This window comes from Porphyromonas sp. COT-108 OH2963 (assembly GCF_000768895.1).
Lineage (GTDB): Bacteria > Bacteroidota > Bacteroidia > Bacteroidales > Porphyromonadaceae > Porphyromonas_A > Porphyromonas_A canoris.
Genome location: NZ_JRAP01000002.1, coordinates 221,433 through 234,163 on the forward strand (window position 1 = coordinate 221,433; position 12,731 = coordinate 234,163).

General features: G+C 44.7%; 10 protein-coding genes. 4 read left to right on the plus strand and 6 right to left on the minus strand.

Going from position 1 to position 12,731, the window contains the following annotated elements; translation table 11 throughout:
• Positions 1-2: 2 nt before the first annotated feature.
• The 4 genes from cobT to HQ39_RS00950 all read left to right on the plus strand — a co-directional run bounded on the left by cobT (position 3) and on the right by HQ39_RS00950 (position 2,969).
• Positions 3-1,040, plus strand: a complete 1,038-nt coding sequence (gene cobT, locus HQ39_RS00935) for a nicotinate-nucleotide--dimethylbenzimidazole phosphoribosyltransferase (protein ID WP_036862792.1) — start codon at positions 3-5, stop codon at positions 1,038-1,040.
• Positions 1,037-1,807, plus strand: a complete 771-nt coding sequence (gene cobS, locus HQ39_RS00940; RefSeq protein WP_036862793.1) for an adenosylcobinamide-GDP ribazoletransferase — start codon at positions 1,037-1,039, stop codon at positions 1,805-1,807. The genes cobT and cobS overlap by 4 nt, the downstream gene beginning before the upstream one ends.
• Before the next feature lie 2 nt (positions 1,808-1,809).
• The gene (locus tag HQ39_RS00945; RefSeq protein ID WP_036862797.1) at positions 1,810-2,349 is read left to right on the plus strand and encodes a histidine phosphatase family protein; all 540 of its coding nucleotides are present in this window, start codon (positions 1,810-1,812) and stop codon (positions 2,347-2,349) included.
• Between the two features lie 119 nt (positions 2,350-2,468).
• Positions 2,469-2,969 (plus strand): flavodoxin, encoded by a 501-nt coding sequence (locus HQ39_RS00950; RefSeq protein WP_036862800.1) that lies wholly within the window; start codon positions 2,469-2,471, stop codon positions 2,967-2,969.
• A 424-nt stretch (positions 2,970-3,393) separates the two neighbouring features.
• On the opposite strand, the gene ppk1 is transcribed toward HQ39_RS00950, so the two are convergent.
• The 6 genes from ppk1 to HQ39_RS00980 all read right to left on the minus strand — a co-directional run bounded on the left by ppk1 (position 3,394) and on the right by HQ39_RS00980 (position 12,693).
• Positions 3,394-5,508 (minus strand): polyphosphate kinase 1, encoded by a 2,115-nt coding sequence (gene ppk1 / locus HQ39_RS00955; RefSeq protein ID WP_036862803.1) that lies wholly within the window; start codon positions 5,506-5,508, stop codon positions 3,394-3,396.
• Between the two features lie 63 nt (positions 5,509-5,571).
• The gene (pgl, locus tag HQ39_RS00960; RefSeq protein WP_160216094.1) at positions 5,572-6,303 is read right to left on the minus strand and encodes a 6-phosphogluconolactonase; all 732 of its coding nucleotides are present in this window, start codon (positions 6,301-6,303) and stop codon (positions 5,572-5,574) included.
• A gap of 8 nt (positions 6,304-6,311) precedes the next feature.
• Complete coding sequence (gene zwf / locus HQ39_RS00965) at positions 6,312-7,862, minus strand: glucose-6-phosphate dehydrogenase (protein ID WP_081965344.1); 1,551 nt, start codon at positions 7,860-7,862, stop codon at positions 6,312-6,314.
• Positions 7,863-7,871: 9 nt separating this feature from the next.
• Positions 7,872-9,332: a decarboxylating NADP(+)-dependent phosphogluconate dehydrogenase gene (gene gnd, locus HQ39_RS00970; RefSeq protein WP_036792263.1), complete on the minus strand. Its 1,461-nt coding sequence runs from the start codon at positions 9,330-9,332 to the stop codon at positions 7,872-7,874.
• A 2-nt stretch (positions 9,333-9,334) separates the two neighbouring features.
• Positions 9,335-10,069 (minus strand): copper homeostasis protein CutC, encoded by a 735-nt coding sequence (locus tag HQ39_RS00975; RefSeq protein WP_036862808.1) that lies wholly within the window; start codon positions 10,067-10,069, stop codon positions 9,335-9,337.
• Positions 10,066-12,693: a glycoside hydrolase family 2 protein gene (locus HQ39_RS00980; RefSeq protein ID WP_052079297.1), complete on the minus strand. Its 2,628-nt coding sequence runs from the start codon at positions 12,691-12,693 to the stop codon at positions 10,066-10,068. Before HQ39_RS00980 ends, HQ39_RS00975 begins: the two co-directional genes overlap by 4 nt.
• Between the last annotated feature and the right edge of the window lie 38 nt (positions 12,694-12,731).

The following is a 12,731-nucleotide window of genomic DNA, read 5'->3' on the forward strand; positions in this document are numbered from 1 at the left end:
AAATGAACTTTCAACAACAACTACAACGGAAGATAGACACTCGAACCAAGCCCATAGGATCGCTTGGTGTTTTGGAAAGACTGGCTTTCAAGATAGGATCTATCCAAAAAACATTAACGCCGGAGCTGAAAAATCCGGCAATGATAGTCTTTGCCGCAGATCACGGCATAGAACGAGAAGGGGTGAGTCCCTGTCCAAGAGAGATGACATGGCAGATGGTTCTCAACTTTCTTCGTGGAGGAGCCGGAATCAATGTCTTTTGCAAACAACACGGATTCAATCTCACTGTTGTGGATGTTGGTGTCGACTATGACTTCGCTGAGGGTCTGAACGTGGCTCGAGAGAAGATTGCAAGGGGAACGGAAAATATTCTCCACGCCCCAGCCATGAATATAGAGACTTGCCGGAAAGCGATGGAGGTCGGTGCAAAATATGTTCGCATGGAGCATGAGCGAGGATGCAATGTGATAGGATTTGGAGAAATGGGTATTGCCAACACCTCTCCTGCTTCTCTTCTTCTGCATCACTTCACCGGTGCTCCTTTGGAAATCTGCGTGGGACCGGGAGCAGGATTGGATGCAAAAGGAGTAGAGCACAAACTGAATATTCTGAAGCGTGCCTATGCCAAGCATAAAGTTTCCACCCCATTAGAAGCTCTTGCCACGTATGGCGGCTTAGAGATTGCTGCTATTGCAGGAGCAGTGTTGGAGGCCAAAAGATTGGGAATGGTGATTATAGCCGATGGTTTTATAACCTCATCCGGCTTTCTTTCTGCCTTTGAAATAGATCATGGCATCATAGATAATGTGATCTTCTCGCACGCATCCAAGGAGCAGGGGCATCAAGTAATGCTTGCCCACATGAAAGGGGAGCCGGTACTCCGTTTGGACTTGCGCTTGGGAGAGGGTACGGGAGCAGCCATAGCTTATCCTATCATACAGTCTGCCCTCGTTTTTCTTAATAACATGGCATCTTTCGATGAAGCTGAAGTTTATGAGGTGGAGCGATACAGAGAGACGCCTGAGAACTTACGTTCATGATACGCAAAGAGATAGACTATTTTCTTCATGCTCTGATGTTCTACACCCGAACTCCGCTTAGGAGTGTGGAATATAAGGCAGAGAGTTTGAATAAATCTTTCAGATACTTTCCTCTAATAGGGCTCCTGATAGGAGCTTTAGGGGGAAGTATCACTTTTTTATTATCGTATATCCTTCCGAATGAACTTGCATTGCTCCTCGGTCTTGCCTTTTTTCCATTTTTTACCGGAGCTTTTCATGAGGATGGTCTTTCCGATTTTTTCGATGGTTTCGGAGCGGGACGGACAAAAGAGCGCATCTTATCTATAATGAAAGACAGCTCGATAGGAGCGTATGGTATCATTGCTCTTATCTTTCTGCACCTGTTTAAGTTTGTCTCTTTATATCCATACACTCCTCTGCTTTGGCTCTATCTTTTCATGGCATCTCATGCCAGTAGCAGGCTTCTTTCCACGTTTTATATCCGTTCGTCCAAGTATGTAAGGAAAGAGGAAGAGCATGGCAAGGCAGAGCATACCCGTAATGGCATTACTCCGACAACACTTGTAGTCGCCTCCATATTCGGACTCACACCTCTTTTCCTGATTTCATGGAAAGTTGCACTCTTTGTTCTTCTCCTTGATACTGCTTTTGCTCTTACCCTCAAGAGCTATACGGAAAGAAAAATAGGAGGATATACGGGGGATGTTTTAGGGGCTGTACAGCAGATAGGAGAGTTGATTGTCTATCTATCTTTTGCTCTTGCCACTACTCTTGTTTGGGTATAACCATGAATATATTAGCCATAAGACATACCTCTGTAAATGCTCCGTCCGGTGTCTGTTATGGGCATCAGGATGTCGGGGTATCCGACAAGTTTGACGAAGAAGCCGATGCAGTCCGGAAGTTATTGCCCGATGATGTCGGGATGTACAAGGCAATATCCAGCCCGTCTTCCCGTTGCACGGCTCTTGCTTCAAGATTAGGACTCACATTTTCTACGGATTCAAGACTCATGGAGCTCAATTTCGGTGCATGGGAAGGGAAGACATGGAACAGTATCTATGAGACAAAGGAAGGGAAAGAGTGGTTCCGGGATTATGAGAATACGATATGCCCGAGTGGAGAGTCTTTTTCACAGCTTAGAGATAGGGTGGAAGAGCTGATAAATCATTATGTAAAAGAGGGCGTGAAACAGCTGTTGATTGTTGCTCACGGAGGGACATTAAGATCGCTTTTCCTTATTTGCGGCATATGCGAAACCGCTCAAGAAGCTTTTGCCAAAGATGTCCCGTACGGAGGGGTATTCTATCTCACATATCCGGCATAAAAGCTCATATAATACCTATATTTTGGTATTGTGGGTATGCATCCTTACTCTTACATTTGCACCGAAGGCAAAGAGCCCTAAAAATAAAAAATTAACAACCTATTTTATCAACATTCATTATGGCTAATATTGGTATATTCTTCGGTTCTTCTACCGGAACAACAGAAGATGTTGCGGGACGTGTAGCAGACAGACTAAATGTTTCTCAAAGCGATGTACATAACGTTGCCGGTGCAGATGCTGCTGCGGCTGATGCTTACGATGTGCTTATTCTTGGTTCCAGTACCTGGGGTGATGGTGAACTTCAGGATGATTGGATCGACTTTATCGAAAAACTAAAATCTCACGTTTCCGGTAAGAAGGTAGGATTCTTCGGATGTGGAGACGGAGATAGCTACGATACTACTTTCTGTGATGCTGTTGGTCTTCTTTACGATGAGCTTCAAGGTACAGGTGCTACATTTGTTGGTGCTTATGCTCCGGAAGGATACAGCTATACAGATTCAAAGGCAGAAAGAGATGGCAAGCTTGTCGGACTTTGCTTGGACGAAGTAAACTATCCGGAAGAAAGCGATGCCAGAATGGATAAGTGGATTGCAGCTTTGGATGCAGCGATCTAATCCGGCTTCTTTTTTCTATATAATTTATACACCCTCCATATCTGTTTTTGGGCACGAAAGTGTTGCCTTTACAGATTTGGAGGGTGTAATGTTTTTATATAGCCGTACAAAAGTTTGCCTGAAGCCGTTCGGAATATCTTCTAAACGGATTTGGATCTGCAGTTCAAGCTTTGATTGATGGAAATCAAAGCTTGAATTGTATCGCCCAAGCCTTGACTTTAGGAAATCAAAGTTTGAGTAGTAGCAATCAACTCTTGATTTATGATATTTATCGGGTTCAACGGATTTTCTTACCCTTATCGACACACTTTTTCAATAGGTTCACGATGATAAAAATCCCCCCTTGAATGTTTGAGCTATGGCATTCAAGGGGGGATTGGTATGTAGAATTTTCGATGCCGAAAGTGTCGTAAGAAGCAGTCTGTTATGCTTTCTTTTCGGAGTGAGAGCGAACAACCTTGTAAAGCTCCTCTTGCAACCTTATCTTTTGTGAGGAAGAGCCAAGTCTTGGTCGGTTTTCGAGATTTTCATCTACCTCGTAAGTGTTTTTGTTTGCCTGAAGCTGCAGCATGAGTATATCCTTAGCCAGAGCTTTAATATCGGGGTGCAGGATCGGTGCTGCATACTCTATGCGCTTGTAAAGGTTACGCTTCATCCAATCGGCAGAAGCGATGTAGATGCTCTCCTTACCACCATGATAGAAGTACCATAATCTGGTGTGTTCAAGATACATATCTATGGTGCGTGTAACACGAATATTCTTGCTGAAAGGCTGATTTGGGATGGCACAGCAGATACCCCTTACGGCAAGGTCTATCTCAACGCCTGCTTCGGATGCTTCGTATAGCTTTTCTATCATGGATTGATCCTGCAAAGCATTCAGCTTGAGTATTATGTGCGCTTTTCTTCCTGCCTTTGCTTCCTCTATCTCTCTATTTATAAGAGCATTCAGTGTCTCTACAAGTCCACATCCGGGAACCAATAGATGTCGGAACATTGGTAGGGTCTTCACTTCGGACTCAACGTATTTGAAGAGAGAGACAAGATCTTTTACCAACTCCGGATGAGGGGTTATGTAGGTCAGATCGGAGTAGATGGCTGCGGTATCTTCGTTAAAGTTTCCGGTACTGAAACATGCCAAACCTTTAACCGTATCGGGATCGCTTTTTAGTCGGATCAGGCACGTTTTGGCGTGTACTTTCAGTTTGGGAAGACTGTATACCACCTTTACTCCGGCTCTTTGTAAGACTTCGCTTGTGATGAGATTATTGGCTTCATCGAATCTTGCCTTTAGTTCGACAAAGACCGTAACCTTTTTTCCGTTCAGAGCCGCCAGAGTCATTTTTTCTATCACTTCGGAATCTTCTGCCACTCTATACTGAGTCAGTTTTATCTCTTCCACATCCGGAGAAGTGGCAGCCGCATGCAACAGCTGGATAAAGTTTCTGAAAGACTGATATGGAGCGTAAAGAGTTGTTGTAAGGTTGTGCTCTATGATGTATCGGATCATGGACTCGTTTCTCGGTATCTCCGGATGCCACGCAATGGGTTCCGGGTACCGTCGTGCATATTCCGAGCCTATCGGATTGGGTAGCTGAAGAAGATCCGAGAGCATAATGTAGGTATCGCTCGGAATGAGCAGGTCTTCCTTGACATAGCTCAGCTTCATGATCTTATCCAATAGTGTATGAGGCATACGGCGGTCGTACAGACAGCGGGAAACAGCTCCGCGTTGCCTTTGGCTGAGAATGCTTTTCACCCTCTGGGCAAGGTCTTTGCCATGAATATTTTCGGTGATGACAACATCCACGTCACGAGATATTCGGTAGGCATAAGCATCTATCTTCTCATAGTTGGGCAGCAGATAGTGTATGCCTGTACGTATAACGTCTTCCAGAAAAACGTAGGCATAGGGAGATCTCTTGCCATCTTTGATTTGGCGTATCTCCGGTGGAATAGGCACAAATCTGTTTGCTTTGTCGAACGGGAGCTTGATGATGTAGTGATCTTCTACCTTTTCTCCCTCTTTTTTCTTCTTGACAGCATTTATGGCAAGGTAGAGACGGTTGTCTCGTACAAATGGATTGGCATGATCCGGATCCAGGAAAATAGGGGAGAGGTGCGGATAAACCTCCATGATGCAGTATTGGTAGAGATATTCACGCTCCGCATCCGTCAAGACATTGATATCCGTGATGAGATCCACTCCCTGTGCACTAAGGTCTGGGATAACCCTGTTATAGAGAATATCGTAAAAGAGATCTTCTTGAGAAGAGACCTCTTTCATCACTTGGACAAATGTATCCAGAGCCTCTTCTTGAGTGAAGTCGCTCTGTTTTCTATTCTCTATGGCAGCTCTTGCATTTGCTACTCGAACCTGATAAAATTCTTGAAGATTGGAACAGAAGATCCCTAAAAACTTGAGCCTTTCATAGATAGGCAGCTCGGTATCTTCTGCTTCCAAGAGCACGCGTTTATTGAACGACAACCAACTCAGATCTCGTTTGAAGTAGCGTGAAGTATGAAGGTTTGCATCCATTGGTAGGTGCAGTGATATGGTTTTAGTATTGAGACAAGGTAGTGATTTTCTTTGAGAGAGCTTTTACACAGAGATGTCGGTATAAATATCCACCGGCTTTTGAGCATGTACAATAACATAAGCGGAGGGTAAAAGCGACTCTTTGTGGGATTGGGCGGTACTGCTTAAAACCTCTTGAAGTATCTCTCTCTTCTTCTCTCCAAGCAAGTGAAAGAGGATGGTATCCGATTCGTGAAGAATGCCATACATACTCAAAGCTACTCTTTCCACTTTTGTTTGAGGATTGATAGAGGCTATAAAAAGCCGCTCGACCGAATAGGAATCCTCTTGTCCGGGGAAAAGCGAGGAGGTATGCCCATCACCACCAATCCCCAATAGCAGAAAGTCTATTGCCTTTTTCTTCTGATATTGGCTGGAAAATCGGCTTAGCTGCTCGGAGTATTCTTGTGCAGAGTCTGCCGTCAGAGAGGATGGGGTTATGGGATGAATGCGATTAGGGGATATGCCGGAGCGGTCAAAGAAAGCTCTGGCAGCCTCTCCGTAGTTGCTCTCATTGGAGTCATAAGGAACCATTCGCTCGTCCACCCAGAAAAAATGTACATCCATTTCCCGGAGCATCTCTACTCTCTCTTCCCAGTAGTGGAGAAGAGAGAGTGGAGTAGACCCTCCGCTTAGAGCTATCGTATAGGGTTCTTCAGGCGAGTGCACCTTGTGTTCCAGATACTTTTGCCTTAGCAAGTCTGTTATGGCTTCCGCTACCAAACGGGGGGTAGCATATCTGTTTATGTTAAACATCGTCATATTTAGAGTTCGCAATAAAGATCGGTGTCCGTAAGATTTTTGCACGGATTGGTCCATGAATAGCCATCGTTGATGATCTGATCCGCCATCTTGGGTCCCCAAGTCCCTACAGGATAACCATGTAGAGGTATCTTTTCATCTTGCTCCCATGCTTTAAGGATTGGGGTGAAATAGGTCCAGCTTGCCTCCACAGCATCACTTCTTGTGAACAGAGTAGCATCTCCACGCATACAGTCCTCCAATAAACGAGAGTAGGCATCACCACTCGGCACGCCTCCAAGCTTATTATAAGTGAAGTCCATAGATACTTGCTGTACATCGAAACCGGATCCCGGCGTTTTCATATCAAACTTTAGTGCAACACCTTCATTGGGTTGGATGCGAATGATTAAAGCATTTGCCGGAGCATCTCCAAAGAGTGAGTGAGGTGTTTTACGGAAATGGACAACGATTTCGGTAACCTTTGTCGGCATCTGCTTTCCTGTCCGGATGTAGAAGGGAACACCTCCCCATCTCCAGTTGTCTATCGCCACTTTTATGGCAACATAGGTTTCTGTCCGAGACTGAGGATTAACCTTCTCTTCTTCTCTATACCCTTTTAGCTGTCTCTCATTATTGGCTTTGGATGCAGTGTACTGCCCTCGAATGACATTGGTTCGTATATCTTGCGGAGAGAGAGGGCGAAGAGATTGGTACACTTTCAGTACTTCATCGCGGAATGTTTTCGCATTGAAGACAGCCGGAGGCTCCATAGTTACCAAGGCTAAAAGCTGTATAAGATGGTTTTGAACCATGTCTCGGAGAGCTCCTACGTTATCATAGAATCCGCCACGCTTCTCTATCCCCAAATTCTCAACAGCCGTTACCTCTATTCTGTCTATGTAGCGTCTGTTCCATAGAGGCTCGAAGATACCGTTAGAGAAGCGAAGAGCCATAATGTTTTGGACTGTCTCTTTCCCTAAATAGTGATCTATACGATAAAGTTGATTTTCCGTAAAAGCTTCTTCGTAGATAAGATTGAGCTCGTGAGCACTTTCAAGATCATATCCGAACGGCTTCTCGATAATGATTCGACGTATATTTTCTTCTATCCCTGCGCCATTGCCTTTAGCATTAAGATTTACGGCACTAAGATGTTTAGGGATAATTCCGTAAAGACTTGGCGGAGTTGAGAGGTAAAAGATATAGTTAGCCGGGTTGTTATAAACTTCATCTAATTCCAGGAGCTTCGATTTCAGACCATTGTAATCCTTTTCTTCCGCCGGATCCATCGTGTGGTAATGGATGTGCGAAAGGAAAAGAGAAACCGTTTCTGTGTCTTTCTCTTCATCTTTAAGGTGTTCTTGCAGCTTTTCTTTAAGATAAGTCCTAAAGGCTTCATCCGAATATTCCGTCCGGGCAACACCCAAGACAAAGAAAGATTTAGGCACGCGCTTTGCCTGAAGAAGAGAATAAAGAGACGGTATCAGCTTTCGCATAGTCAGGTCTCCGGATGCTCCGAATATGACTAAGCCCATTGCTGAAGGCAGTGTCGGTGTTATCGTTGTATTCATCCCTGTTATCTATACAGCATAAACAGTAGAAGCCGTAGTTCCGCCCTCGCCTGTCCAGTTTTCATGATAAAATTCACCTCTTGGGCGATCCGTTCTCTCAAATGTATGAGCCCCGAAAAAGTCTCTTTGTGCTTGCAACATATTCGCCGGAAGAACCTTTGTGGTCAATGAGTGGAAGTAGTTGATCGAGCTGCTGCATGCAGGAATCGGAAGCCCTGATATAATACAGACAGATACTACTTCCCGCCAATCATCCAATGCTTGCTCTATTTCTTTTTTGAAGAACTCGTCCAATAAGAGATTTTCCAAGTCCGGATTTCTTGTCAAAGCATTAGAAATTTCACCTAAGAACGCCGAACGAATGATACATCCCCCTCTCCAGATACGAGCTACTGCTGCTAAGTCTATACCCCAATTGTGTTCATTGGATGCTGCCTTTATGAGTTGGAAGCCTTGTGCATAAGATACCAACTTTGACGCATACATCGCATTTTCGATCTTATGTTCGGGATTACCACTTCCTTTGAATGGTTCCGGTACAAGAAACGGATTGTATAAAGCCGCAGCCTTTTCACGTAAATCTTTAAGAGCAGACAGGCTTCTTTCATACACTGCAGTAGAGATTAGGTTAAGCGGTATACCAAATTCAAGAGAGTTGATAACCGACCATTTCCCCGTTCCTTTCTGTCCTGCGGCATCGAGGATATAGTCTATAAGATGATTACCATCCTTGTCTCGGAATCTGAGTATCTGCTCTGTAATCTCAACGAGATAGCTTTCCAGCTTTCCTTTATTCCACTCTCCAAAAATGTCTGCCATCCTGTCATTGGAGTAGTTGAGCAGCTTCTTCATGATGAAATAGGCCTCCGAGATGATCTGCATATCACCATACTCTATACCATTATGCACCATCTTCACAAAGTGTCCTGCACCTCCGCCGCCAATCCAAGCGCAACAAGGAGTTCCGTCTTTCGCTTTGGCAGATATTTTCTCCAGTATCGGAAGGATATGCTCCTTCGCTTCGGCTGCTCCTCCCGGCATTATTGAAGGTCCGTTCAAAGCACCTTCCTCTCCGCCGGAAATACCGCTACCGACAAAGTAGATACCTCTTTCGTAGAGCTCCTCCACACGTCTTTCGCTATCGGTATAGTTGGAGTTGCCTCCGTCCATTATGATATCTCCCTTTTCCAGATAGGGTAGAAGTTGTTGAATGACTGCATCCACAGGACCTCCTGCCTTAATCATCAAGATGATTTTTCGAGGTCTTTCTATCGAAGCAACAAACTCTTCGATATTCTTGAATCCTTGAAAGTTTTTCCCTTTTGCCCGCCCATTGATAAATCTGTCCACCGTCTCTCCACTTCTGTTATATACCGAGACACGGTATCCGTTCCGTTCAATGTTTAGAGCAAGGTTCTCACCCATTACGGCAAGACCTATCAATCCTATATTTGAAAGATTAGAGTTCATATTCAGCCTATGATGTTAATAATTTCTTTTACCTTCTCGGCATCTGTCTGAGGAGTGCTATACTCTTCCACAACCACGGTTCCTCCCATGCTTACAACACTGTTTCTGTATCTCATTTTGCTTTCGATGGGAGAGCGGAAAGAGCCATGCACCTCTTTTACACCTGTCATTTGTACTATCTCATGCACGTTAGAAGCATTTACTCCACAGCCTGCCATGATTGCTATTCTGTCTTGAGCTTCTCGTACAAGCATGGCTATGGTGGAGACTCCCTCTAATGCGGAGGGCATACATCCGGATGTAAGAATGCGATCGAACCCTAACTCGATAATATCTTCCAATGCCTGCTTCGGATCTTTAGCCATATCGAAAGCTCTGTGAAAAGTAACCGGAGAGCCTTGTGCAGCCTCTATGAGTCTTTTGCAAACCTCTTTATCTACCTCTCCATCGGGTGTCAAAGCTCCGAATACAAAGCCATCTACTCCCAATGTCCCAAGGATTTTGATATCCTCTATCATCTCTTCCACTTCTGTCGGAGAGTATAGAAAATCTCCTCCTCTTGGACGAATGATGATGTTCAAACCAATACTTACAGCCTCACGAGCTTTTTTTACCATGCCATAAGAGGGGGTAGTGCCACCCTCAGGAATACCGGCACATAGCTCTATACGTTGTGCGCCTCCTTCTTGAGCAGCAATACAAGAAGCTACAGAATTGGCACAAATTTCTAATATCATATTGTTCCTATTATTTTGTACTTGTTGTGAATTTCATTCATGGTTTTCAGCTCCAATTTCAAAGGCGTTTTCTTTGAAATTTCGGCATGTCTGATAATAATGTCTCTTTGCTCTCCAGGGAAGAGGTCAAAGAAATTATCGCTAAATCTGGTAGCGTGCCAAGGTGTCTCTATAAACAGATCTTTCACCAAACGTTCACTTTGGAAGCGGACTACAGCTTCGCCATCTGTTTGCTTGATAACCTTGTACTTCAATACCTGATCGGGGAGATCCATATCTTTTGTGGCAACTGCGTACCATAGCAGGCGCGCATTATCCTCTTTGGTAGAGACACTGATCGAAAGCACTCTTTCTGTAATATTCTCCGCCATTGCAATATCTCTTTTGGAGAAGAGACCCACCTGCGTAACGCTGTTAGCCGCTATCACAGGCAGAGAGATTGTTTTAGTGTACAGCTTTTTGCCTTGAACTGTTTTTGTCTCCAAGCGAAGAGATCCACCGGGAAGTGCATTCAGCTTGTCATTTGCAACAAATATGGCAAGAGAATCTTTCCCTATATCTTTCGTCATGACAGCTACCGGAGCGTATGCTTCACGTGTTGTGTAGTGCATTCCTTTATAGTTTTGGAAAAAGTCTACACTACTCCACGACACAGCGGGCCAAGCATCATTCAACTGCCAATAGAGAGACCCCATGCAGGTGGGACGCTCTCTTCGCATGCTGCGAATGGATTTGGCCATACCTCTCCCGTGAAGAACCTGACCGATATAGACAAAGTCCTCAAACTTTTCAGGCACTACGTACTCACGTTCCATGTACTCCTTTATCAGTCCGTTGCCTGTCGAAGCTTTTTGGTGCACCTTCATCACCTCTGTTTCGAGCCCGTAATCTTCAGGAAGAGCAAATGTCGATATTGTCTTCATGGAGGGGAAAGACTGAAAGCCATACTCACTCACAAAACGCATCGGGTACTTGTCGAAGACTTCAAAAGGCTGTTTACCATACCACAGTCCCCAATAGTGAATATCTCCGTTCGTGAATGTTTGAGGCTGTCCCCAGTTGGAACCCATCGGAGAGCCGTGAATGTAATCGAATCTTGGAGCATATTCTTTTATAATGCTTGGAAGTAACTCATGAAATAAAGGGGCATAGCTGTCTTTGAGTTGCTGATAATGTTGTGGAGAGAGTCGCTTCTGCCAGCCCCAATAGAGTATTCCCTCTTCTATCTCATTATTACCACACCAGAATGCTATACAGGGATGATTTCTCAGACGCTTTACTTGATAGATGGCTTCCTGACGTACATTGTCCAGGAACGAACTATCCGCAGGATAAGCAGTACAGCCGAACATGAAGTCCTGCCATACCAGCAAGCCTCTTCGGTTTGCTTCTGTATAGAATCTGTCATCCTCGTATGCTCCTCCTCCCCAAACGCGAATCATGTTCATGTTGGCGAACTCGACATCATCGAACAGCGACTTAAAGTACTCGTCTGTTCGTGTCGTAAGCATCAAATTTCCGGGTATATAGTTGGCTCCTTTGGCAAATATCGGGCGTCTGTTTACCTCAAAATAGAACGATGTCCCCTTGTCATCCGGTTTATTGATCAGCTTGATCTCCCGGATTCCTATCTCCGAAATATTTCTGTCTATCTCTTTCCGGTCCTTATCCAACAGGCGTATGGTGAGTGTGTACAGGTTTGCTTTGCCCCATTCTCTTGGCCACCACAGCTCCGGATCTTGGATCGAGAAGTGGCATGTTTTCTTTCTCAGGCTGCTCTCATCCATATCGGCAGACCATTTTTTGCCATTCTGCTTGGAGGTGAGTTCCGCTTGGGCAAAATAAACTTCCTTATCAAACGAGTCGCACTCCACGTTTACGACAACGGATGCCTGCTTGGCACTATTTTCTCCGGACCACTCTATTTTGCTCTCTACATCCACAGAGGCGATGCGTGCAGTATGATATGTAGAAAGACGTACCTCTTTCCAAATGCCCATGGTAACCATACGCATTCCCCAGTCCCAGCCGTAATGATAAGGAGCTTTCCGTGTAAAAGGGCTGTAACGAATAGGGAAGTGGTCGTTGTCGGCAGGGTAGTTGAATCCGTTTGAAAGGTATTGCGAATGAACCGTACCGATAGGAGACTTAAGATGTACCACCAGATGGTTCTCCCCTTTTACGAGCTTACCCGTAACATCATAGCTGTAAGCCAAAAACATATTTTTTGTCGAGCCAAGATGTTCGCCATTGAGATAAACCTCTCCAAATGTGTCTATCCCGTCAAACTCCAGCATCTGTCTTGTTCCCGAAGTCCTATCAATCTCCGATACTTCAAATGTTGTGGCATAGACCCAATCTTGATCCGATACCCACTGAACCTTTTTTTCATTGTCCCGATAGTAGGGGAGAGGAAGCCTCTTCTCTTTGATAAGATTTTCCTGCACCACAGAAGGCACAATACAGTTGCTCCAAAGGGTATCTTTCAAACTCTTGTAACGCCAATTTCTTAATACCTCGCTCTTGATCCCGACCCGACCGGAAGCATCGGCGTAAGTGGAAAGTTTCGACGGGATTAGGAGTGTTAAAAACAGTAGAAGTAAAATAGATCTGTTCTTGTTCATTTCTCGCTTTTTATTTTGGGGTATAGCCCACAATCTCA